Annotated in this window: 21 protein-coding genes; 15 read left to right on the top strand and 6 right to left on the bottom strand. The window is 48.6% G+C overall.

From position 1 onward, the window contains the following. Positions 1 to 13 precede the first annotated feature (13 nt). Both BMW93_RS04595 and BMW93_RS04590 read left to right on the top strand, forming a co-directional pair. A complete protein-coding gene (locus BMW93_RS04595) occupies positions 14 to 844 on the top strand; it encodes a DUF4249 family protein (RefSeq protein ID WP_177194003.1) in 831 nt (276 codons plus the stop codon). A 236-nt stretch (positions 845 to 1080) separates the two neighbouring features. Continuing rightward, positions 1081 to 1887 carry a hypothetical protein gene (locus BMW93_RS04590; protein ID WP_090374035.1) on the top strand — a complete coding sequence of 269 codons (807 nt, stop codon included), beginning with the start codon at positions 1081 to 1083 and terminating at the stop codon, positions 1885 to 1887. Between the two features lie 141 nt (positions 1888 to 2028). On the opposite strand, the gene BMW93_RS04585 is transcribed toward BMW93_RS04590, so the two are convergent. The 6 genes from BMW93_RS04585 to BMW93_RS04560 form a co-directional block, all read right to left on the bottom strand. Then, on the bottom strand, positions 2029 to 2559 hold the full coding sequence (locus BMW93_RS04585; protein ID WP_177194002.1) for a discoidin domain-containing protein: 531 nt from the start codon (positions 2557 to 2559) through the stop codon (positions 2029 to 2031). A gap of 13 nt (positions 2560 to 2572) precedes the next feature. Continuing rightward, positions 2573 to 3868, bottom strand: a complete 1296-nt coding sequence (locus BMW93_RS04580; protein ID WP_090374033.1) for a DUF3472 domain-containing protein — start codon at positions 3866 to 3868, stop codon at positions 2573 to 2575. Between the two features lie 43 nt (positions 3869 to 3911). Continuing rightward, a complete protein-coding gene (locus BMW93_RS04575) occupies positions 3912 to 5414 on the bottom strand; it encodes a RagB/SusD family nutrient uptake outer membrane protein (protein WP_090374032.1) in 1503 nt (500 codons plus the stop codon). 12 nt (positions 5415 to 5426) lie between these two features. Next, on the bottom strand, positions 5427 to 8693 hold the full coding sequence (locus tag BMW93_RS04570) for a TonB-dependent receptor (RefSeq protein ID WP_177194001.1): 3267 nt from the start codon (positions 8691 to 8693) through the stop codon (positions 5427 to 5429). 242 nt (positions 8694 to 8935) lie between these two features. After that, complete coding sequence (locus tag BMW93_RS04565; RefSeq protein ID WP_090374030.1) at positions 8936 to 10045, bottom strand: FecR family protein; 1110 nt, start codon at positions 10043 to 10045, stop codon at positions 8936 to 8938. A 123-nt stretch (positions 10046 to 10168) separates the two neighbouring features. Continuing rightward, on the bottom strand, positions 10169 to 10783 hold the full coding sequence (locus BMW93_RS04560) for an RNA polymerase sigma factor (RefSeq protein ID WP_090374029.1): 615 nt from the start codon (positions 10781 to 10783) through the stop codon (positions 10169 to 10171). A 449-nt stretch (positions 10784 to 11232) separates the two neighbouring features. Between BMW93_RS04560 and BMW93_RS04555 the strand changes: the two genes are divergently transcribed. From BMW93_RS04555 to BMW93_RS04500, 13 genes are all read left to right on the top strand, one after another. Beyond that, positions 11233 to 12693, top strand: a complete 1461-nt coding sequence (locus BMW93_RS04555) for a BspA family leucine-rich repeat surface protein (protein ID WP_090374028.1) — start codon at positions 11233 to 11235, stop codon at positions 12691 to 12693. A gap of 326 nt (positions 12694 to 13019) precedes the next feature. Beyond that, a complete protein-coding gene (locus BMW93_RS04550) occupies positions 13020 to 13835 on the top strand; it encodes an AraC family transcriptional regulator (RefSeq protein ID WP_090374027.1) in 816 nt (271 codons plus the stop codon). Between the two features lie 38 nt (positions 13836 to 13873). Further along, complete coding sequence (locus BMW93_RS04545; RefSeq protein WP_090374026.1) at positions 13874 to 14671, top strand: SDR family NAD(P)-dependent oxidoreductase; 798 nt, start codon at positions 13874 to 13876, stop codon at positions 14669 to 14671. Between the two features lie 151 nt (positions 14672 to 14822). Next, positions 14823 to 16583: an ABC transporter permease gene (locus tag BMW93_RS04540; protein WP_229240207.1), complete on the top strand. Its 1761-nt coding sequence runs from the start codon at positions 14823 to 14825 to the stop codon at positions 16581 to 16583. A 789-nt stretch (positions 16584 to 17372) separates the two neighbouring features. After that, positions 17373 to 17939 carry a DUF4255 domain-containing protein gene (locus BMW93_RS04535; RefSeq protein ID WP_090374025.1) on the top strand — a complete coding sequence of 189 codons (567 nt, stop codon included), beginning with the start codon at positions 17373 to 17375 and terminating at the stop codon, positions 17937 to 17939. Positions 17940 to 17948: 9 nt separating this feature from the next. Next, positions 17949 to 19010: a hypothetical protein gene (locus tag BMW93_RS04530; protein WP_090374024.1), complete on the top strand. Its 1062-nt coding sequence runs from the start codon at positions 17949 to 17951 to the stop codon at positions 19008 to 19010. Between the two features lie 28 nt (positions 19011 to 19038). Continuing rightward, entirely contained in the window at positions 19039 to 20790 is a 1752-nt protein-coding gene (locus BMW93_RS04525; RefSeq protein ID WP_090374023.1) for a phage tail sheath C-terminal domain-containing protein, read from the top strand. Between the two features lie 32 nt (positions 20791 to 20822). After that, on the top strand, positions 20823 to 21299 hold the full coding sequence (locus BMW93_RS04520) for a phage tail protein (RefSeq protein ID WP_019945384.1): 477 nt from the start codon (positions 20823 to 20825) through the stop codon (positions 21297 to 21299). Positions 21300 to 21309: 10 nt separating this feature from the next. Further along, entirely contained in the window at positions 21310 to 21750 is a 441-nt protein-coding gene (locus tag BMW93_RS04515) for a phage tail protein (RefSeq protein WP_090374022.1), read from the top strand. Beyond that, positions 21747 to 21923 (top strand): DUF5908 family protein, encoded by a 177-nt coding sequence (locus BMW93_RS35375; RefSeq protein ID WP_177194000.1) that lies wholly within the window; start codon positions 21747 to 21749, stop codon positions 21921 to 21923. The genes BMW93_RS04515 and BMW93_RS35375 overlap by 4 nt, the downstream gene beginning before the upstream one ends. Positions 21924 to 21925: 2 nt before the next feature. Beyond that, positions 21926 to 22678, top strand: coding sequence for a hypothetical protein (locus BMW93_RS04510; protein WP_090374021.1), 753 nt, complete (start codon positions 21926 to 21928; stop codon positions 22676 to 22678). A 12-nt stretch (positions 22679 to 22690) separates the two neighbouring features. Further along, the gene (gene vgrG, locus BMW93_RS04505; protein ID WP_090374020.1) at positions 22691 to 24472 is read left to right on the top strand and encodes a type VI secretion system tip protein VgrG; all 1782 of its coding nucleotides are present in this window, start codon (positions 22691 to 22693) and stop codon (positions 24470 to 24472) included. Then, a complete protein-coding gene (locus BMW93_RS04500) occupies positions 24469 to 24765 on the top strand; it encodes a PAAR domain-containing protein (RefSeq protein WP_090374019.1) in 297 nt (98 codons plus the stop codon). Before vgrG ends, BMW93_RS04500 begins: the two co-directional genes overlap by 4 nt. Positions 24766 to 24788: the final 23 nt, after the last annotated feature.

The raw sequence follows: 24788 nt of genomic DNA, 5'->3' as shown, positions 1-24788 counted from the left end.
CGCTAGTTGGACCATGATCTGCGCTCTCATGATCTGCGGATGCAACACTGGCGTTCAGGTCGAAGATATTCCACCAGAAAGGCTATTGGCGATCAGCAGTTTTGTATCTCCCCAGGATTCAATGATTTCAGTTTATGTATATAAAGGACAAAAAGTAGGGTCAGTTATTAAATCAGATTCCGCACGTATTAGCGACGCGGTAGTAATAGTTTCAAATGGAAGTAAGGAAATTAATTTATTGTATAACGATTCTACAAAAAGATATGAGGCAGAAAATGTGTTCCGCAATTCGGAGCCGGGTACGATACTGTCATTAAAAGTTACAGCGCCAGAACAGTTGACAGCCTCTGCGACGGCGGTTATTCCGCCCAAACCGAATGCAGTGTCCGTACAAGGGGCCCGCGTGGGCAAAGATTATCTATTCTCGGTCATCTGGGAGAATTCCAGCTCATACAAGTTCTATAACGTTTGGGCCGAAGTAGAAGGCGAAATTCGTTCATCAATTGGTATTTTCCCATTAATCACCTCGATTGATATTCCCGACAACAGCTTTTACTTTCCATCAGACAAACAAGCATCCGGCCGTAATTCAGAAACCGGAATTGTAAATTCGGCTTACGATGCTACAAGCGAAAGGGTTGTATTGGCAGTAACCGTGGCAAATGTTGATGACACATTCTTTAAATTCTACAAGTCGTTCCGTGAATATCAAACCTGGCTTGATAATACATCAGACAACCTACCAAATTTCAAAGAGTCCGTTCCAATTTACTCAAATATCATAAACGGAACCGGATATTTTGCGGCGTACAATTCTAGCAAAGAGATAGTGTACATAAAATAATGAAACAAATAGAAATCAGCACCTCTAAATCATCTCTGGTGTTCAAAACAACCATCAAGTATGCATCCAAAGGCTTGAAGACCCACCGGCCTTCTTAAGCCCGAGTAAAAAAGGACTTTGCTGAAACGGTACCGAGCTATAAATGGCTTGGGTGGGTTTATACTGTCTATCAAAATCAAAAATCAAGCGTTTCCCATGTTTTCTTTCCATTTTTTTAATCTTCAAACTTCATTATTATGAAAAAGTTTACCTTGCTGTCTTCAGCGCTGTTCTTCTGCATTTCTTCCTTTATTGGATGCAGCACCCCCGACGTATCAGCCCCGTCGGTTGATAAAAAGTCCGAAAAGGAAGAGCCATTTCAAAGTGAAATCTCGCTTTTAGAAAAAGAACTTGGTGTCTCATACTTCAAAAAGGACGTAGTAATCCATGATAAATCAGGAAACAACAGCATAACCATGCGCTTTGCCTCCCTTTCGAACGAAGTGTTAAACAACTATCTGGCCGACGTAAAATACGAAATTATACCTGCTGACGGTAAGCAGTCGACAGCCAACAATCAAGAGAGCAAGTTGCCCGAAACGTCCGGTGGCCCCACCCCTACTACCTTCAAATCCGACATTATAACGGAGATTCTGTCCAAGGATCTCCAAAAGGGAATAACTGGTTACTACGTTACAGTGATGCCAAGTAATCATAAGTCAGCAAGAACGACTGACGATGGCCCATATTCTACCAGCCACATGTCGGAAGACTGGCCCGAGCGTATGCATTTCACCTTGAATGCACCTACTAATTACATTAACGATAGGGCCGACTTCTATGTTAGAATTAAGAACGGCGGCTTGTTTTCCACTTGGCAAAATATCCCGCAATTGGACAAGATCTCTCCGGCACCGGCAGGTATGGTCGCTAACCATGTGTATCTCACCTATAACACCGCAAATATAGACTGGGTTTACAACGTTGATGGACCTAAGAAAGTAGAGTTGTTCGTTAATTTTACAAGAATCGGAGGGTATAGCTACTGGTTCCAACAACTCTAGACTTGAAAGCCCTGAAAGGCAACTAGATTCATAATGCAAAGCCATTCTTACCGACGTCCCTGCATATCTGGAATTCGGTAAGAATAGGCTTAGCCCTTCGAGGAACCTAATGTCGATTCGTCGCCCGGCAACAACCGCTATTTACTCATTCACGAATACTTCCATTTCAGCAAGGAACGTATGCACTGCGAGCCCTTCCAATGCGGTAAATTTCAGGTATTGGTATCCGGTAGCCGACGAAACCGGAAAACTCTGCGGTGTGATGGTTGCCGGAACGAATGTAAATTCCCCGAGATTTGTCCATGATTCGCCATTGGCGCTTCCTTCTAGTTTGAACCTGGTGAAACCGTTCTTGTTGTTTTGACGGGCCGTCAGATCTACTGAAATCATCTTGTTGGCCCTCTTCATGTCCACGACAAACCAGTGTGGATACCCCGGATGGTCGGGATCATATTGTGTGTGCCAAATGGTGTTCAAATCCCCATCCAGCACTGCCGAAGCTAAACCTGTATTCTCCGAGCCATCTCCCTGTTCGCTGGACACCGCTGAAATGGCCCAACCCGAACGGTCGGCTTTGGCGGCCAGGGGATAATCTATCTTATCATCGGAGCAACCTGTAAAAGAAGCGGTTGCTACCAACGCCATCATGAGTTGAAATATATTCTTTTTCATTTTTTCTCCATTTTTAAGGTAAACTTTCGATATCAACTTGTGGCAGTTGTCCTCCTGCCGGACGTGTGAAAGGAGTTCCTGCCTCCACATAGGTATTAAAGAAACCGCCGTTCCTGAGGAAAAACCGGCCGTTTTCTACACCTCCTCCGAAATCCATCCTTTGTTTGTTTTTACCCGTGGCATCAACACCCATCTTGAAGCCCGTTATCTCGGTCCATTTTCCGTTTACGTCTCTCACCCACTGATTGCCCCAGGTCCCTTTCCGTTCCAGGTATCCTTGTTCAGGGATGAAATTTTCCAGGAACGAATGCATTCTGGCCAGATAAGTTGCCGTCAGCGGCCGCTTCCAGGTGGCCATAAATTGCCACTTATCATGCTCTGGCCCGCGAAACCATGCCGAATAAAGCGTGTTTCCATTGCCATCCGGCTTACCCTTCGTCAGGAATTTATAGGTATTACCAGCTTTCCAGTTGTAGACAAAATAGCTCTGCCCTCCTTCACCTTCACCACCGAAACGTTTTGTTACCACGCCTTCCCCCGATTTGACGGGGACGGTTGTTCCGCCGTCGGGGTCCCAAACGGAAAACAAAACCCAGCGCTCCGATTCGGATTTTACCTGTATACCGAAATATCCGTGACTGAATCCATTGCACATGAAAAAGGAACCGATCGGGTCCTGCTTTTCGGGTACTACCAATTCATTGTAAAAATATTCGATATCACCGGCAGGAATGGTATAATTGACATGCGTCGACGGACCGCGTCTTGACCAGTAGAAGTTCTCGGGGTCGTTGGCGTAAATCGCGCCGTTGGCTGCGACCCCGCCGATTTGAATATCGGACACATCGGCAAACGAGGGGCCCGACTTACTAACGCCCTCCAGATCCACTTTCACATAACCTTCTGCCGTTATATTCACCTTTCCGGCATAGTAGGTTTTTGCGTCCGCTCCCGTTAAACTAACCTCAAAAGAAGCTCCGTTCACAGTCAATTTCACCTTGCTTTTCCCGCCGTCGGCAATGCCGGCTTTTAGAAACACCTTGAGTTCTCCCGGCTGCGTGGCACGGAACCAGGTGGTTGTCACAACGCCGGATGTGGTCCAGTTGACAAGCCCTTTGTTGGTGATCTTTTCAGATTGCCCGGCAGCACTTTTGGTGATATAGGCGTTCCCAGCCAAAGGAATACTCACTTTGGGTGTTGGATCAGGCAGTACCTCCTCTTTTGGGGTAGGCTTGGCACCATCAGAGCAACCATAACAGCACGTCAGTGCGCAAAAAAATGCGGCAGTGATCAAACACAATTTATTCATAGCATACAGATATTGGCGCCCGTTTAAAATGAGGCGTGGACAGTTACGGATTTTGGGTCAGTTTGCTGTTCTTGTCTATTTCCGACTGCGGTATAAAAAATATCACGCGGGCATCGGTAGCCGGCACCGTCTGATTGACATTCGTAGTCGGGGTATTGTTCAACGAATGCGTTCCGGGATAATTCCGGGTCATTGGACGATTGTTACGGAAAAGATCGTAGGAACGATGCCCTTCGAATGCCAATTCCATCCAACGCTCCTCCAATACAATATCGAGCGCCGTTTTACCCGCAGGGAGTGACGTATAAAGCGCATCGTTCAGCCCTGCCCTTGTTCTGATGATGTTCACGTCCGCAAGCGCCGCCGTTGTTTTACCCAGTTTGGCATTGGCCTCGGCACGGTTCAGATACATTTCCGCAAGACGCAAATACACAGGCGAGCTGAGATTGATAATACTCTCCTGAAGATTGTATTTGTTGATATAATACATGGGCGTTTGCGGTGTCAGTTTCAGGTTCTTTTGCTGAACGCCATTTAAAACATAAGGCGTGATAAAACTTTTCCGCAGATCCTTGGGATGCAGTGCGTATTGGTTAACCAGCTTTTCGGAAGCATATATTTCGCCCCAACCGCTAACGCCCTGTCCGGCGGGATTGCCGGCCACATCACCGCTGAAATACATCGAGCCAATCGCCGAGAAGTCCTGGTTTTGAACTTTGGTGTGACGGATGCACATAATAGTTTCAGGATTTGTTTCAGGGTCCATCTTGAAATATCCCTGATAATTAGCGCCATCGAGTAGCGAATACCGCCCCGAGTTGATCACTAAATCCGCATATTTAACCGCATTCTCATTATCTTCCTTATACAGGTACACCCGTGACAAGAGCGCGTATGCCACCTCTTTGGAAGCGAAAGAATTGCCTTTGTCAACCGACATGAGGTCAGCCGCTTTCAACAGATCCGCGATCACAAAGTCGTATACCTCTTTCACAGAGCTTCTGGAAAGGCCCGTTGTTTCTTCATCCGAAAGACCGTCTCTCAATATAGGTACACCCGGACCCGCGCCGCTGCCCTGCGGATACGGCCGCCCGAAAACGCGCACCAGATTGTAATGCATCATCGCGCGCAGGTACAGATTCTCTCCTTTGAGCTGTTTCAGATCCGCAGATGCATCGTCTGCCACGTAGGCAATGATCTTGTTCGCTGCGGCTATTACCTTGTAGGCCTGCCCCCAGAAGTTGGTACAGTGTGTGGAGGTGTTAATATGGGTATAGCGGTAAGCACGCGTAAGGTCGTCGGAAGAGGACTGTCCCTGAGCCACCTCGTCACTGGGGAACTCCGTCAGAAAATGGACGCTCCTAACATACGACGGATTTCGCAGAACCGCATAGGTACCGATGGTTGCCGTTTCGACATCCCCCGCGTTGGTCAGCGCCGAGGTTTCTTCGATCGCCGTCGAAGGAGCAAAAGTTTCCTCACAGGCCGACGCTCCTAAAATCAACAGGCCGGACAGGATATATTTATAAAAATCGTTCGCTTTCATCGCCTATCTGATTTAGAATGAAATATTTACTCCGCACAGAAATTTCTTGCTGATCGGATATTTGAAACTGGAAACCCCGGAGCTGAGATCGGTTTGGGTAAATGATACTTCCGGGTCAGGGCCTGAGAATTTGGTTGCAGTCCAGAGGTTATCCCCGCTCAGGAATATATTCAGATTAGAGATTCCCCTTTTGCCAAGCCAGGCTGCCGGCAAGGCGTAACTCAGTTTGATGTTTCTCAAACGAATATAGCTTCCATCTTCCAGGTACCTCGACGACGACTGGTTGGAGTCATGATTTCCGCCGACGATCGGTTTGGGATGTGTGGCGATATCGCCGGGTTTTTCCCATCTGCTCCACCCTTTGGCCAAAACCATCGCATTGTAGCTCTCGTATAAACCGTCATTATCGAAATACGCCCGGCTGTTGTTGTAAATCTCGTTGCCGTAGACGAAATTAAAAAACGTGCTCAGGGATATGCCTTTGTAAGAAAAGGTGTTACTCAACCCACCCGTGAATTTCGGAGCTGCCGAGGTTCCCGTAAACTGCCGCGATTGCGCCGTGGCCACCGAGCTGTAAGAGTTGGTTAACACCTTGTATTTCGCGCCGTCTGCATCGGTCACGATCTTCTCCCACAACGGATCTCCGTTGGTTGGGTCCACACCTGCCCAGATAGGCAGGTTCCATTCATCCATGTTGTGCCCGACGGCGATCGGCTGGCGTGCACCGGAGTTAAAAACGGCTGCTCCATCGCTGAGCTCCAAAACCTTGTTGCGGTTAAACGACACATTCAGGTTCGTTTCCCAGTTGAAAGCGCCGACGATATTTTTCGAAGTTACACTAAACTCCATCCCGCGGTTTCTGACGGCCCCCGCATTTACCCAGCGATAGCTGTAACCGGTCGTAGCCTGCAAAGGTTGTTTGTACAAAAGAGCGCTTGATTTTTTCTCGTATGCGTCAACGGTCAGATCGAGCCGGTTGTTGAATAAACCAATTTCCGCGCCAATATTGCCAGTTTTCATTTTCTCCCATGATAAATCGGGGTTGCCCTTCTGCGAGGGGGCCGCTCCCGGAAGTCCGGCATAGCTGGCGTCCTGCGAGATGCTATATAGCCCTAGCGCCGCGTAATTTGAGATCCCGTCGGCATTACCCACCGTTCCGTAGCTGGCGCGGAGTTTCAAAAAGCTGATGGTTTTCCATTGCTTCATGAAGTTTTCATTGCTGACGATCCACGAGCCGCCCAACTGATAAAAGTTACCCGCTGGATTATTGCTTCCGAATTTGGAAGAATATTCATGAACAAAAGACGCGATCGCGAAATAACGGTTGTCAAAATTATAGTCGGCCTGCGCAAGGTATTTGCTGAAACTGTATTGGTCATTGCCGCCCGTCGGGTTATTGATGATATCGGTGGCCACCGACATCACATCCCTTCCCGGAGGAAGCCCCTTGCCCGAAATAGCCGCGTCGTCGTAATAATTGCGTTCCGCTTCGCCCACTGCGAGAACAGCCAGGTTATGCAACCCGAAACTCTCCTCGTAACGTAATCTGTTCGAAGTCAGAATACGGCTGGTATAAGACCGGGAATTGTATAATTCGCCCCCGTTCGCACCTCCCTGCTTGGTTCTTTTATCGTAATAACTGGCGTCTTTAAAATCGAAAAAGCGAACGCGGTTATAAGTCGAGAATGTCAGCTTGGGCGTGATCGCGTAATCCAGGTTGACGTCCGTATTGACATTCAGACTTCTTGCTTTCGAGTAGTTGTACGGAAGGGAGTGTAAAAAGTTTTCGCGGTCTCTTCCTTGCCAGTTTGCCGCAGTCCGGCCGTCGATGGGGCTTCCGTCCGCATCATATGCCGCATCGAAAGGCATATTTACATAGGCGTCGTAAAGCGTACCGCTGTTTTCGTAGTTGTCCTGCGTGAAAATACCATTGAGCAATACGCTCAATTTCAGCTTTTTGGTTAACTGCGAAGTAATATTTGACCGGAAATTATACCCCGTTTTGTCATTTTCCAAAACGGTCCCCTGCTCCTTGTAATAGTTACCTGAAACATAAAACTGGGTCTTTTCTGAACCTCCCGACGCCGACAAGGTATAGCTATTGACGAAACCCTTTCTGAACGCAAGGTCCCACCAATCGGTATTGGTATTCACGATGGACGGATCGCGGTTGTAAAATGTTTTCTGATAATCATATAGCTGCTGGGAATTCATCAGTTTGAAATTCCCGGTTGTCGCCTCGGCAAAGCCCAAAGTGGTGCTGAAATCAATTTTTGTCTTACCGGCCTTTCCCATTTTGGTCGTAATGATGATAACCCCGTTCGCGGCCCGGGACCCATAAAGGCCGGTGGCGGCAGCGTCTTTCAAAACAGTAACAGACTCGATATCCGTAGGATTATAGGAGCCTCCGATATTGCCGTCCACGATGATCAGGGGGGCTGTGCTTGCCGAAATCGTGCCCGCCCCACGGATCAGAATATTCGACCCGCTGGTTGGATCGCCCGAGCTGGTAGATACCACTACGCCCGGCGCTTTACCTTGCAAAAGGCTCGACAGCTCATTCGAAGTGACATCCCGTAATTTCTCATTGGGTATCACCGCGACAGAGCTGGAAAGGTATTTCGCCTTTTTCGACCCATAACCTGTTACGACCACCTGCTCTAACAGGTTTACCGACGGCTGCAGGGTAATGTCAAATGTCGTCTGCCCACTGGCCGGAACTTCGGTGGACTGGTATCCCACGAAACTAAAAACCAGGACTGCGGTACTCACATCCGCATCTGCCAAATTGAGCGAAAAACTCCCCGCCGCATCCGTAACAGTTCCCTGGTTCGACCCTTTCACCATGATCGTAACGCCGGCCAACAGGTCGCCTTTTTCGTCTTTCACGGTTCCTTTAATCTGCTTGTCCATCAATGTGGAATTGTTAACTCCATCGGTCGTCAGGCCGGGCTCACTTTCCTCCTTTTTCAGGATCACTTGCTGGCCGTCTACCTGATAGCTTACCTCCAATGGAGTCAGCAGTTCATCCAAAACCTCTCCCAGCGACTTGTTACTCACCTGAACACTTACCCGATGCCGGGCCGGAAAAATCGATGGTGCATAGGTAAAATGCACGTCACAAATTTTGTCAAGCTCTTTCAGTACACTTTTAATCTCCTGATTTTTAACATGAATGGATACCTTTTGCTTCAAAAGCTCTTGCGCACCGGCGGTGTTCGCGAACGAAACCCCCGCGAACAAACCGGCCAGTAAAAGTTGGTAAAATGAAATTCTCATTGCTATCAGTAACAGCTGAGGTCTTTGTCGACGTTTTTTCATACTTTTGAAATGATTTGTTCTTTTCAGAATCGGACAAATTGCTCCCGTGTCCTTTTTGCGAAGGACGCTTGCACAGCTCCGGGAAAAATGGAAGTCAGTAGTGGGGCAAACACTGCTGGCTTTTTTTGTGAATAAGACTAATTCATAGGCAGGAAAGCGGTTTAGAGGTTACGACATAGTTAGGTAGTTGATTCACTTTCTTATTTACAACCTTTGGCTAAATGCACGGCAACTTTCTCACCCTTTACACTATACGTCGCGCCGATTGCCGTGCAGGTTGCATGTAACCTTTGTTTCAGTCCTTCTTCCCTGAAAACTGTCGATACGGTACAGGAAGACAACCGGGCTTCATCATAATCAATTTCAATCCCGTACTTCTTTTCAATACTGTCAAAAACCTCTGAAACCGGCCGTTCTTCGAAAACAACGTCCGAATCATCCGGTAAGCTTTCGAGTATCGTCAGGTCACGGATAACCTCCTTTTCATTCTTCCTCGCCTTTGTGCTAAAAACAACTCCTTCGTTGGGCGTCAATACAACACTGGTCGCCGAGTCGACGCCATCATTCCTGAACTCATTTTGATTGTATACCGACACTTTTCCGGTTTTCACCGCCACCAGCACACCGCCATCCTCTTTGTTGGTTCTAACCCGAAAGCTAGTGCCCAGCACCTTGGTTACTGTTTGGCCCGCAAAGACCAGAAAGGGCTTTCGTGCATCTTTGGTCACATCAAAAAATGCGTCCCCATTTAAATACACCGCCCGGTTGCTGCCTGAAAAATCAGCAGGATAGATCAATTCCCCTCCCTTTTCCAGCATAACGACGGAGCCATCACTCAATAAAACCGTCAAAGTCTGATCGTCGCTATTTACTTTTTTAAGCCATTCCGTATTTTCCGAGCCTGTATAAGTCTGCACGATACCCGGCACTTCGGTCTTTTTCATTTGCGAATACCATAGCCCCAGGCTTCCCAATAAAATAAATGAGGCAGCGATCCGCCAGAAGTAACCTTTTCTCAAAATGTGACGTGAATGCGGGATGGCCGAAGTCCGGATGTTCCCGTTTTTGACGCCATCGACCAACTTCCTGATATCTTCCTGCACGGTTTGCTCATCGGTGATCTCCCCAAACTGTTCTTCCAGAGCGAGGACAAACAACCTGGCCTTTTTCACCGCTTCTTGTCTTCTTTCGTCCTCTTTCATCCAGCCCTCCCAAAAAGACGCAGAAGGGTCCCCCGGGTTTAGAATCCACTTGCGAAATGCATGGTTGCCCGCTAACTCTTCAAATCCGGTATTGCTTTCGTTACTCATAAATGGTGGCTGGACAAATTTTCGATGTGCACGAACACACTCTTTTGGTATGATTATCCGCGAATCACCGGTTTATCATCATTATTTTTCAAAAAAATTTTAAAAAGGCCATTTAAATGCTACCTAATGCCCTTTTAGCCAAAGAAAATAGCAGCCGAAAAGCAAAAGATAAGCTCCCCATTGTTCCCGCATTTCACGCAGGGTTTTGGACAGGAGATTAGCCACGCCGGGTTTGCCGATATCCATAATTTCAGCAATCTCATCGTTGCCGAGTCCTTGATAATAACGAAGGTAAACAACCTCACGCTGCCGTTTGGAAAGCCCGGAAATAATTAGATTAAGTCGGTTCAATTCCATGTTCTGAAGTTCGTTTTCAATCAAACTGCTCTCGATTGTACCCGAAGAATCCTCAGGCTCGAACAGCAATTCCGAAGACTCGCCAAGGCGTTTCAGGCGAACACTTTCCTTGAAGATTTTATTACGTAACGATTTGAACAGGTAAGGTTTAACCACGGTATCCTCGGCAAGAAAAAGCTTTCTTTCCCATAGCTGGAGATATACGTCCTGAATACAATCGCGGATAAATTCCAGATCACGGGAGAATTTGGTCCCGTAATTTAGCAGGCTCCTGTGATGGATATCTGCCAGTTGCCCCAAAGCATCAGGATTGCCGGCTTTGAATTGACTCCAAAGCTCATCACTAATCTCCCGTTCCTGTGCGGAGTAGATAAAATCCATTTGTAAGTGCCCCCTTATCTTGGACAGTCGTTAGGTGTCGAATTTCCTTTTTTTTAAGCCACTCCCGGGTCCACAGACGGGTTAGCGTAGTTTTTCCGGTGTTTCCCGATGTAAATTAACAAATTCTTTTGAGGCCGTCCGCGGCTGCGGTTAAATCATTCCATGCGCCGTTAGGCGGTCGCATTTCCAGCCCGGTAATGCGACCGTATTTCGGCCGCATCAGGCTTGGTATAGCACAATGGTCGTGGTGGCTCCGGAATTCCTCCACGCCACGGAAGGCGTGAGCGGCTATGCGAGCCCGTTAAACGGCCCTGACATGGAGATGGATTGACTGGACTACTTATCACGTTTTTTCTACAATCATGTAGTTGAAATCAATACATAATCATTGCTGAAAAGTTGAGAAATTCGGCGGCGTTAGGCTCGGCCTTCAAATTCACCCAGAGATTATGTCAAACTTGTACTTTTCTATCCTGAATAAATGCCACCGATACCGCCTTGTGGCTTTGGCCCTTTTTTCGCTCCTTGCCGGATCACAGCGTGCCCATGCGCAGATTGAGGCAACTGATTTTGTGGTCACCATCAACACGAGTGAAACTTTTGTGCTTTTCAGTGGTAACGGGATTTCTTCGGTGTATTACGAGAGTATTCCGGGTGGCCTGTCGGGTTTTGCGACAGTCGGACTTGCACCCAGTATCCTTTATTTTGAGGTGCCGGCGCCCGGCAAGTACCGTATCGCCTTCAAACCGGGCACACCCGGTCAATTCGGGCAAATCCGGTTCGATCTCAACCCGCTGCTGTTGCTGACAATCGAGCAATGGGGCACCAGCCTTTGGGATTCGTTTGCTTTTTCGTTTTTCAGCTGCGTCAATTTGTCTGCAATTCCAGCCACGGATAGCCCCAATTTAACAAACGTCTCCTCTCTGCAGGCCATGTTTCTAAATTGTACTTCATTGAGCAGTGCGCCTAATATTAAAAACTGGGATGTCGGTCAAGTAACCAGTATGCGTGATATGTTTGGAAACTGTCCGCTGTTCAACGAACAGCTTAATAGCTGGAATGTAACCAACGCCATTGATATGTCGAATATGTTCCAAGGGGCGGCCGCATTCAACCAAAGCCTGGGCGATTGGACATTGAATGCGACTGTGAGTATGGACAATATATTCGCAGGTAGCGGCGTCGACTGCTTTAATTACAGCAATACGTTGATAGGCTGGGCGGCTAATCCATCGATTCCAGCCTCGCGCTCGCTGGGCGCACCCGGTCTCAGCTACGGACCGGATGCCCTCGCTGCAAGGGATTTTCTGGTGCAAACCAAAAATTGGACGATCACCGGCGATACTTTCGACAATACATGCATCAAGCTACCCGTGAAACTTGTTTCCTTCGACGTGGAAAAGGAAGAGTCTGCCGTGTTACTGAACTGGTCGACAACCGAGGAAATACACAGCGATTATTTTGAGATTCAACGGAGTATTGACGGCCAGAAGTGGGCATCGATCGGGCGCCAGACGGCGCATGGGGAGAGCACGGTGATGCAAACCTATCTTTACCGGGACCTCTCTCCTGCTACGGGAATCAATTATTACCGTCTAAAAATGGTTGACCATCCCACGGAGAACAATGTCGTTCGTTTTTCGTACAGCAGTATCCGGCATCTCATTTTTGATGACGCCCGTGAAAATCTCGTGTACCCCAATCCGGCTGGCCAAAAGCTTTTTTTAAAAGAACTCGGAAGGGTAAGGAATGCGGCTATCTTCACAGCCACGGGTATTAAAATGGTTGAAACCGACCGGATCAGCTCCGAAGGTATCGATGTAAGCAGGCTTTCGAACGGTGTGCATACAGTCGTACTTCATTTCAATGATGGCACCAGCCAGTCGCATAAAATCATCGTTCGCGAATAGGACTCCCCCTCGCTAGTTCTCTTATTAGCAACAAGTTAAACCAGACGCCGCGAATCGTAACCGGAGGTCAATCTGCCACTAGGAATGATGTGGCCTGCCGCAACAGAAGTAACGCACCTTATTTCGAGAATCCTTTTTCAAATTCGGTTCCAGAGGTCCAGTAATTAACTGGACGAGACTCAATGTTGGCATTTCCGAACATGATTTTAAGAGGGTGAACTTTTGAACAAACTACATTGGACCATCTGACAAAACTGAGATTCGTCTGACCGGCGAACTTTGTATTCGAAATCATTCCTGATTCAACATCGACAATCAGCATTGAAATGGATACAAAAAAATTGAAGTCTTTAACATCACCGCGCATAGTTTTTAACAGCTATACCGACGAAAATGTCGAAGGAGAAGCATTTGTCCAGGACCATATATTCAGCTACATCATTTCCGGCAGTCATGATATCTGGGTCGGTGACAAGCGATATTCCTTCCACGCAGGCGACTATCGATTCTTCCGAAAAAACCAGCTGACCAGATCCATTAAAAAGTCGGACAGCGAAGGTTTCAAGTCTGTTGCCCTCCACCTGGATCAGCACACGCTGGAAAACATCCGGGACGAGTACGCCCTGACCGCCGATGGGCACTCTTATCCGGAAAGTGTATTGCTTCTCAAACCCAACCGGTACCTGGAAAGCTACGCCGACTCTCTCTTGCCATACGCAAATGCCCACGACGGTTTGAGCGCTTCGATAGGCGGGTTGAAAGCCCGTGAACTGGTGCTGATCCTGTTGGAAACCAACCTATCCCTGAAAAATATCCTGTTTGATTTCAATGAACCGGGCAAAATCAACCTGGAAGCATTCATGAACAAGCATTACCGGTATAATGTGGGTATTGACCGGTTCGCTTATCTGACAGGCAGAAGTCTTTCCGGCTTCAAAAGGGATTTTGCAAAACTATATAGCATGACACCCAGCCGCTGGCTAACCAGCAAACGGCTGCAAGAGGCGCATTATCTGATCGAAGAGAAAAGACGAAGACCATCCGACATATACCTGGAAATAGGCTTTAACGACCTCTCCCACTTCTCTTTCGCATACAAAAAGGCATTTGGAAACGCGCCCACAAGGGGCAACGGCATCTGATCGCCCACTACTATTAATTCACAAAAGCAAAAATAAAAATGGATTTACAATTGAAAGGAAAACGCGCCCTGGTGACCGGCGCCAGTTCTGGCTTGGGCGAAGCAATCTCCCGGATGCTCGCCTCGGAAGGCGCGGAAGTGATTGTGCACGGCCGAAATGCAGATCGTACACAACAGGTAGCTGATGCAATCCGGGAAGCAGGAGGCTTGGCCCAAGTGGCGCTCGGTGACCTCGCTACCGATGCCGGTGCAGATCTCGTAGCTGCCGCGGCGCTAGACGGAGGCGCAATCGACATTCTCGTAAATAACGCCGGTGTGGTAAGCCATAAAAACTGGTCGGACGCAATGGCCGATGACTGGATGGAGCTATACAATGCCAATGTTGTTTCCTATGTAAGGATGATCCGGCGCATCGTGCCCCAAATGAAGGAGCTCGGCTGGGGCCGGGTCGTAAATATCGGTGGCGGGCTTGCCATACAGCCGATTAAGGAACAACCCCACTATAATGCAACGCTGGCAGCACGTCATAACCTGTCAGTTTCCCTTGCCAGGCAGTTGCAGGAGACGGGTATCACCTGCAACGTTGTTTCTCCCGGCGCGATCATGAATCCCATGGTAGAGCAGTGGCTCGTCAACGCAGCTCCCAGGTTTGGTTGGGGCACTGAACTGGAAGAAATTAAGCGAAAGGCAGTAAAAGAGCTGATACCCAACGATACCGGAAGGTTCGGAAGACCAGAAGAGATTGCCGGAGCGGTGCTTTACCTGACCAGTCCGATGGCGGATTACATTAGCGGCGCCATTATCCGTGTGGATGGAGGGACAATGAAGAGTTTATAGTACAGGTTAGCTTGATTCAAAACGCCAGGTGTGATAATCCGGCGTTTTGGATCGTACGGTTGACAAAACAATTGCACGCTTCAACAATTCTCATCAGGAAGGCGTATTGGTCTGTAAGCTAGACTTTTCCTAAACCAATACTGCGATAACGATGCTGGAAAACTATTTAAAAATTGCAATTAGAAATATATGGCGCAGAAAGTTTTACGCTGCTGTAAATATCGGGGGATTAGCGATCGGGCTGGCGGTTTGCCTGGCCATTGTTTTTTATGTCAAACATGAATTTACCTATGACCGCCATCACGACAAGTCGGACAGGATTGTAAGAATTACAACGAAATTCGAAACTCCTGACAAACCGATGCTAATTGCCAACACTCCGGTTTTGCTGGCTTCCTACCTGAACAAGGATTACCCCGAGATAGAAAAAACGGCCCGCCTGCAAATTACAGAGGCGACTGTAAAACATCACCAGCAATTACGGAATGAGCAAAATGTTTACTTTTCCGAACAATCAGTCTTCAATATATTCTCGTTCCCATTTCTTGAGGGAAACGCGACAAATGCGTTAGCAAAACCCGATAAGGCGGTCGTCACCCAGAAGTTTGCGGAAAAATATTTCGGGAATACCTCTGCTTTGGGAAGGATTATCCAGATCAATCAAACACATTACGAAATCACGGGCGTAATGGCAAATCAACCGTCAAATTCAGACTTGAAGATATCGGTCCTGTTGTCGCGCGACTTTTCTGGTACCAATGATTGGCTGACAGATGATTTTCCAGTTTACACCTTTGCGCTTTTTACGCAAAACCCTGATTTGAAATCTCTTGATAAAAAACTTCAGGCACTAAGCCAGCGGTATATTCAACCGGAACTTAAAGCGCAAGGCGCGGACGGATACAAACTTATTTTCCAGACTGAGCCGTTGAAAGATGTGCATTACAGTGTTGGCAAAATGGGCGATACGCCGAAGGGAGACAGGCGATATGGTTACCTTTTCTCATTCCTGGCCCTGTTCGTGCTCATCATTGCCGTTTTGAACTACATTAACCTGCTAACCGCCACTGCTATGGAGAGATCCCGGGAAGTGGGCGTCAGAAAGGCAAATGGTGCCAGGCGGGGCCAGCTTGTCTGGCAATTTCTTTTCGAGTCCCTGATCATCACCGCAGCCTCAGTGATAATTGGCGCTCTAATCCTGAAAATGTCAATTCCGTTTTTAAACAGCCTGCTTCAAATCGTCCTGATCGTAGCATGGAGCGATGTCATCGTCGTTGGTGCGCTGAGTTTGGTGATCATTACCGTTCTTGCGGGCGTGTATCCATCATTTATACTGTCGTCTTTCAAGCCGGTTAAAGCTTTAAAAGGTGCCTTGACATCAGGCGGACAGTCCGTATGGCTCAGAAAAGGGATCACCCTTTTTCAATTTTCCCTTGCGGTCGCTACGGTTTTCGGCGTTCTGGTTATCCATCAGCAAATGAAATTCTTGCGAAATCACAATCCGGGTTTCGACAGAGCGCAAATAATGGCAATTTCCAGTCCCGACGATTCTGCGGGCCGCTCAAAAATGAAAGCTTTTGCGGCAATGCTGCGTCAACAAAGCTACGTGCAGCAGGTCACAGTTGGTTCGAATGTGATGTCGGTTGAAGAGATATATCCCGCGGGCACCACTATTTTTAAATCCAATGGAAAAAGAAAAGAGGTGATCAGCAATTACTTTTTTATTGACGAACATTTTCTTCCCATGCTGAACATTAAATTATTGCAAGGGAGGAACTTGTCATCAGACCGAGTTTCGGACATTAATGGCGGCTTTATTGTCAATGAAGCATTTGTAAAAATGTCGGGCTGGAAAAACCCGGTGGGGGAACCGATCGATGGCTCGGCAGCTTTGCCTATCACATTCACATAAGCTGGTGGTTGTGCGTGCTGGCCGGACTTGTGGCTCTTGGTGTGGCCTTGCTCACGGTCGGCTTCCAGAGTATAAAGGTAGCGCTGGCCAATCCGGTCAAGTCTCTGAGATCGGAGTGAATTTCAGGCACGCAATCTCATGTAATTGTAACGGCCGGCGAGAGTACTAAAAATCCGAACCTGGCGCCATTGAACTTGACCCCTGAGATACCAAGTTCCCTCACCAATTCAGTAGAATACATTTCTCGTAAAACCATGACAATTAGACACCTGCGATTTGCAAGCATACTTTACCTGCTTGTACCCACCTGATTTTCTTCTGCTTCTGGACAAGTGGTGTCACCTCCTTTGTCGGATTGCTGCTTAATTCCCCCAACACATTCTAAAAACTGGCTCCGGGCAAATGGGTGCGTGTGCACATCTGCCCGGCATTCGCCGTTTAATAATTTAAACATCAGTTTATTACCATTTATTATATATTTGTTCTGATGCTAATGCACACATTCATGTAGCGTCGTATTCTTCCTCCTGGCGTTCAATACCCAACCTGCCCATCCAAGAATAAAATCAAAATTGCGTATAGTGCTTTGCAAATTGTTTTTAAAAACCTGTCAAACTATTTAAGGTTCAATTTCAAATTATTTTATCAACAGCTATTTTGGTTTAAGATACAAATTCGACTTTTGAAGCATTTGTAATTCTTCATTTATTAATTATTTATTCGTGCAAACGCGTCCGCCATGTACCAGCCGGAGCTGGATATTTATTATCAAAACTTAACGTAAATGCCATGTTACATCCCGTTCTAAAAGATATCGCGATCCGATTCAATAGTTCGCAAATTGTAGCAAACGGAGGAAAAGGGCTGGTGCTTGGCGATATTGCAAAGCATGAAAAAGAAAGGGATACACCCGGAGGCGGGGATACGATTCAAAATAATCTGGTACTGACATTAGTAAGTGTTGAAGAAGAAAGCAGTCTGAAAAATAACTATCCGACACGCCAGGAGGACGCAATTTCTTTCAGTCAGAAACCGACATTGTTTCTTAATTTATACCTCCTTTTTTCCGCCAATTTCGACGACTATGAAGAGGCCCTCAAACATTTGGGATACGTCCTTTCATTTTTCCAGGCCAATACCCGGATCAGTTTCTCGGACGCGTCGGGCGACACCTACAACCTGAATTTTACGCTGCATAATATCGGTTTCGAAAGCCTGCATAACCTCTGGACGGTTTTGGGAGGGGCTGCAAAGCCTTCGGTGGTTTACAAGGCACGGTTGATCTTCATCCAGGGATCGCCGCTCAATGGCGCTGGATTAGTCACGCATATTCAAAGCAATGAGCATTTAAAATAACCTTTTGCCATGCTGGACATTCTCTATGATATTCGGTGCTCAATCGTCTTCGAACATCACTTTTACAGTGAAGGCATTTGCACGGACATTCGCCTGACGCCCACCGGAACTACTATCCAAGCGTTGGAAGATCACGGTTTGCTGGTCAAAAACACCCTGGGGAAAACGCATATTTTCCAGCAGATCAGCGCCGGAGTGCCCGAAATTCCTTTTACGGAGCCGGTTTGTTTTTCATTCCTGGCCTCCCTCACTAATTCAGCCATATACAATGTATTTGACACAGGCGGCATCCGGCAATTTCATTTGACCAATCTGAACAGCGACGGGACATTCAGGGACACATTGACGCAGGACGAATATATATCCCAACATGAAATATTACCCCGGCTAACACCCCAAAAATTCAACTTTGAATTGGAGAAAGGATCGGTATCTAAATTAGTTATTGATTTTTTTGACACTACGGGTTGGAGCACGGTATCCACAGAAGATATCGATCCGAAAGCGGAAGGAATTGAATTAACTTTTATAAAATCCGGCAAATACAGAATTACCAAACAACCACTTCCGGCAGGCGAAACACCGTTAATATTAATTGCCAGTGACGACGCATACCAAAGCACGCCGTTTTTTGCATTGATTGATATATGGTTGCAAAATGATATTGCATTCAAAACATTATATACCGTCAAAGCTCCCGGGCGGATGTTCAAGTTTCAATATGTTTTTACAGACGTAGAAAGTAGGCAAATTGATTATGACATTCCGATTATTGTAAGAGGTAAAAAACATATTCTTGATACAATTACGACAGACGTTGATATTACATTCTCCGAATTAGAAGTAGCCGACCCACCCGAGTCGAAAATAGATATTGTTGTTGCCCAATTAAAGAAAACCGGTTCGGATAAGATCTATGTTGTCGAGTCAGTTTCATCTTTACCTGTGCTTGAAAACAGGCCTCCTTCCATCAAATTAAAGGCAGGCGCAAACGAAGTAATATTACCGGTCCCACTCCTCAATGATTTGCGAATCATCGACAATAAAGCTGTTGTTTTTTTCAACATTTAAATCTTTAACCTTTTAAATACCATTAATTATGGCAGCATTAGTTGATACCCGAATGCCTGGCGTTTATACGGTAGAGGTTCCCACACTTCCGCCTTCCATTGCGCTGGTGCCGAGTGCCGTGCCGTGCTTCATCGGCTACACGGAAAAGCATGAGAAAAATAGCGAATCCCTCCTCCGAAAACCCACCCGCGTCCGTAGCATGCGTGAGTATGAAGACTGGTTCGGAGGGGCGTCCACTGCGCAGATCAAGGTGACTGTGGTTGACAATACGGGTATCGGCGGCGTGCTGACCGTCAAGGCGAGAAGCGAAAATTTCAAAAACCGGATGCACTATGCCATGCAATTGTACTATGCCAATGGCGGCGGCCCCTGTTTCATTTATTCGATAGGCACCTACACCTTCGACAAGACTACCGAAGTGTACGACGAAACATTGTTCAACGGCTTGAAAAAGGCAAAAGACATTACCATACTCGTGATGCCGGACGCCACGGACAGCGACAAATACAGTAATGCCGTGCAGGAAGCGCTCAAACATTGCTCGAAGGCTGTCAACCGCGTCGCGCTGCTCGATGTGAAGAACAGCGAAGATGAAATCGACGATTTCCGGAACATCGTTCCGACGCAGATAGACCAGAAAAAATACGGCGCTGCTTACTTTCCGTTCCTGAACACCACGCTCGTGTACAAGTATGAGATGGATGAAGTGGTGATCGAAAGCTTTTTCCGGAACAACCAGGCTATGAACGCCGCCGATGCCACAGCCGCAACCAACGCCGCAGCCGATTATCAGACAAAAAAAGCAGCCCAGGCGAAGGCCGAATCAAATCAGGTGCTGTATGTGAGCATCAAAAATGCCGTCGGCAAGGCGCATGCCGCCGATAATGCGATCGCTATCGCCGATTTGCAGGAAGTCGCGAAAAGAGAGGCCAAGCGCATTACCGGAAGTGCTACCCTGGACGCAAGTCTGTCGGCGGCGGGTGTAACGGATTTCCCGACACTCGATGCGGCTATCGACACTTTGACTACGGGCCTGGACGTGCAGGGAAAAACCGATGCCGCGAACGCCGCCCTGGCCGCCGCTGCTGTAATTGCAAAATCCGGGGACTTGCAGGGCATGACGCTGGACATCCTGGAAGATGCCAACAACGAACTGGCCTCGAAAATCAAACAAGCGATCCGGGACTTACCTGTACTCATGCCGCCTACCTCGGCTATCGCGGGCATTATGGTGCAGACGGACGCCACCCAGGGTGTGTGGCAGGCGCCCGCGAACGTCGGGGTTGCCGCTACCATTGCCCCCGCCATCGAGATCGACGACGACCTCCACGCTTCACTCAATGTCGACGCTACTTCCGGCAAGTCCATCAATGCGATCCGTTCGTACGAGGGCCGCGGCGTGCTGGTGTTCGGGGCGAGGACGCTCGCGGGCAACGACCTGGAATGGCGGTACATTTCGGTGCGCCGTACTTTCTGCTTTATCGAAGACGCCATCGGACGGGCCATGCAAAATTTCGTCTTTTCTCCCAACACCCGCGACACCTGGATCAAAGCCAAAGCGATGATCGACAATTTTTTAGTCCAGATCTGGCAGGCGGGCGGTCTTTTTGGAAATACAACCAATGAAGCATACCAGGTGAATGTAGGCTTGCCCGAAACCATGACGGATGTCGATATTCTGGAAGGCAAGATGATCGTCGAAATCAAACTGCGCGTGGCAAGGCCGGCCGAATTCATTATCCTGCGCTACGAGCACAAGTTCCAGGCAAATGCTAACTAATCGTTCCACATCCATTATTTATCATTCAAATCATGGCTACTAGCGTTTCTTACCCGATAGCGAAATTCCGTTTCAAAGTAAAATGGGAGGGATTATCCAAAGAAAATGAAATCGGTTTTACCGAGGTTACCGGCCTGGACTATCAGATCGATGTGATCGAATACCGTGACGGCACAGACCCGAATCTGTCCAAACGGAAACTGCCCGGAATGCGGAAATTCAGCAATGTGACGCTTAAAAGAGGTGTTTTCAAAGGTCTGCGCGATTTTTACGACTGGATCGACGGCGGTGATGCCGCGTCGGACAAATCCGTCGTGAAACGCAAAGACTACCGGCGCACAGTCACGATTACGCTCATGGACGAAGCCGCTACCGAAGTGGTATCATGGACACTCCAGAATGCCATTCCCATCAAAGTACAGTTTTCGGATATGAAGGCCGACGGCAACGAAATTTCCATTGATACGATGGAACTGGCGCACGAAGGACTCACGGTTTCCTACATCTGACCACCCGCAAATGGCTCTGTACCCGCCCACAGGTTTTTTCTTCAAGGTGAAGATCGGTGATTTTGAGGACGTCGCGTTTCAGGAAGTTACCGGCCTGAGCATGACGCTGGAAACATTACCCATCAAAGAAGGTGGCCAGAACCGGTTTGTCTATCAGTTGCCCGTGCGCACTTCTTCGGAAAAACTGATTTTGAAACGGGGCCTCGAAGTGAGTTCTCAGCTGGCAAACTGGTGCAAAGAGGCGCTGGAAAATTTTTCGTTCAGCCCGAAAGACCTGGAAATTTCGCTGCTGGATTTTGCAGCGCAGGACAAGATACTCATAACCTGGCAGGTTGTAAGGGCCTATCCTACCAAATGGTCGGTCTCCGGCTTCAATGCCGCCAACAACGAGCTTGCTATCGAGAGCATCGAATTGCAGTACCAGCATTTCTCCAAAATCTTTCCGTCATGATCGAAATCAAAGAACTGGTCGTCAGGGCAAACATCGCCGAAACGCCCATCGACCCCTCTTCGCCGCCCAGGCAGGATGCCCGTAACGGCACGCGCGAGGGTTTGAATGAGGAGGTGATACAAGCGTGTGTCAGGCAGGTGATGGATATTCTGAAAAGACAAAAAGAACGGTAATTATGGGCTACGTCAACAAATTGCGGATCATGTCGGTACACCTCGATTCGGGGTCGCCGCTGGCCATTGCGAGCTCGGTTCTGCAAACGCTCGCCGGCGGGGTTTTTGAATTGCAGATGAATCCGGAAACGTATTCCCGAAATTTCGAGATAGAATACGCCACGCCTATCGACATTGGCGCTCCGCTGGTCCACTCGCAGTTCAAAGGCGTGAAGCCCGAAGCGCTGGAAATCAAATTTACCATTGATGGGACAGGCATTGTACCCGTGCAGCAGCCGGCCATTGACCTGGTAACCCAGGCATTTGCCGCTGCTGGCAGCGATGCACAGGTCGCATTCGTGACTGCCAAACTGCAACAGCTGCAAATCGTTACCTACGGAATCCAGTCGGAAACGCACCGGCCGCCTTTTATGGTGGTCAACTGGGGAAAGCTGGTGTTTATGGGTGTGTTACAAAGCATGTCGCACACATTCACGCTCTTTCACGAATCGGGACTGCCGCTCAGGGTTGATGTTACGCTGAAAATCAATGAGTTCAAAATGCCGTCGGTGGCAACCGCCGCGCTCTCGCTGCTATCGCCCGACCTGACCCGCAAGCATATCGTCAAATCGAGCGATACCCTGATTAACCTCTGCCTGGACACCTACCAGAAGCCCGACTATTATCTGGAAATAGCCAGGGTCAACGAACTGACAAATTTCCGGAGGCTCAAACAAGGCTCCGAACTGATTTTCCCGCCTATTGCCAACTCTTAAACTGCCTGACAGATGGTCGGACTACCCAGCATATCGCCCCAAGCCTCCACCGAACCCACGCATACCGTGAGTACGAAAATATTGGTGGACGGTAGCGACCTGACGAAAAAGCCAGGCGGCCTGCTTTCGATGTCCGTTCAAAAAGAACTGAACCGCATTCCCTCGGCCAACATCGTGTGGGCGGACGGAGCGGTCGAAAAAGGCACGTTTTCCAAAAGCAGCTCTGTGAATTTTGCGCCCGGCAAGATGGTCGACATCCAGCTCGGCTATCAAAACCAGACCGAAAATGTTTTCAAAGGCCTGATCGTCAGGCACCGCATTAAAGCATCGGCGGGCAGCCCGTCGGCGCTCGAACTGGAATGCAAGGACGCCGCGATACACCTCACACTGACGAGGAAGAGCCGTTATTTTGTCGATCAAAAAGACAAATCCGTTTTCCAGGAAATTATCGGTGAATATAAAAACCGGGGCGTGACCATCGGCACGCTGGACGATACCGAAGCCCCGCAACCCGAACTGGTCCAGTACGATTGCACCGACTGGGATTTTCTGGTGATGCGGGCCGAAGCCAATGGGCTGGTCGTGATGGTGAGCAATGGCAAGATAAGCATTGTAAAACCCGCCAAAGCCGCCAAAGCCGACTTCGAGGTCACCTGGGGTACCGACCTCCTCGACCTGGAAGCGGAAATGGACGTTCGCACCCACTATGCCGACATTTCCACATCGAGCTGGGATGCCGTGAATAGTAAAATGGCGACCGAAAAAGGGTCAGGAAATACCGGTGCGCTGGGTAGTGCGGCAGGTGCATTGAATGGGTTGGGACAGGCTGCCAGTGCAGCAGGCAATGCATTGGGTATCGATACCGGGGTCGAAGATACCAGACATCAGTTTCCGGAAGTATTTTATGAATCGCAAAAACCGCAGCTGTTTCATGGCGGAGATATGGACACCAAAGCACTGGGTGCATGGGCCAAAGGGCAGCAGAAACGCGCCGAACTATCGCAGGTGCGGGGCCGCGTGCAGGTAAGGGGCCGCCACTACGTCCCGCTGCACACGCTGGCACTCAAGAAGGTAGCAGGCCGCTTCAACGGCTCGCACCTGATAAGTGGCGTGCTTCACCAGGTCCATAGCGGTACCTGGGAAGTGGATATCCAGTTTGGACTTTCGGCGCAAACCTTTGCCGAAACCAAACCTTACATTACCTCGCCGGAAGCCGGAGGTTTGCTCCCGGCGATCCAGGGCCTGCACGTCGGTATTGTTACCAAAATCGAAGGCGACAAAGTCACTGGCGGGCATCGCATTAAAGTCAAAATTCCGTTTATCGCCGAACAGGGGCGCAACTCGGAAGGAATCTGGGCGCGACAGGCGACCATTTCCGCCGGCGACAAAAGAGGCTCGGTGTTCAGGCCCGAGATAAAGGACGAAGTCATTCTGGGCTTTATCAACAACGACCCCAACGACGCCATTATCCTGGGCATGCTCCACAGCAAAACCAAGCCAGCGCCTATCGACGCTAAAGACAAAAACCTGCAACAAGGTTATTTCGCAAAAAAAGGCATGAGCTTGTTGTTTGACGACGAAAAGAAAAGCATCGAGCTTAAAACCCAGGAAGGTTACAGCATCCTTGTCAGCGAATCCCCGGGAAAGATCGAGCTCAAAGACAAAAGCGGGAACACCGTCACGCTTTCCGAATCGGGGATCAGCCTGGTCGGCAAATCGAACATTTCGATCGAAGCCGAAGGTGAAGTGAGCATTAAAGGAAAAACCATTCAACTCAACAAACCCGGACCATGAATAAACCAGCCGCACGTCTTTCCGATCTTCAGGTATGCACGCTCAACACTGCGGGCGTGGCTCATGTAGGCGGGTCAATCGCCATCGCCGCGCCGCGTACGGTATTCGTCAACGGCATGAAGGCCGCAACTATTCAGGACCAATGTCCCTGTGCAGCGGGCGGGCCTAATGTCATCGCCGCTGGCTCAGGGTCTGTATTTTTTGACGGGCTTGCAGCTGCGCGGCAGACTGATTCCACTGCCCACGGCGGGCGCATTAGCAGCGGCTCTGCCGATGTGTTTATAGGAGATTAAATGCTGGTTTTATATCCGGCGAC

Origin of the sequence: Dyadobacter sp. SG02, assembly GCF_900109045.1 — a bacterium.
In the GTDB taxonomy this organism is placed as follows: Bacteria; Bacteroidota; Bacteroidia; order Cytophagales; family Spirosomataceae; genus Dyadobacter.
This window is presented reverse-complemented; position numbering and strand designations above follow the sequence as displayed.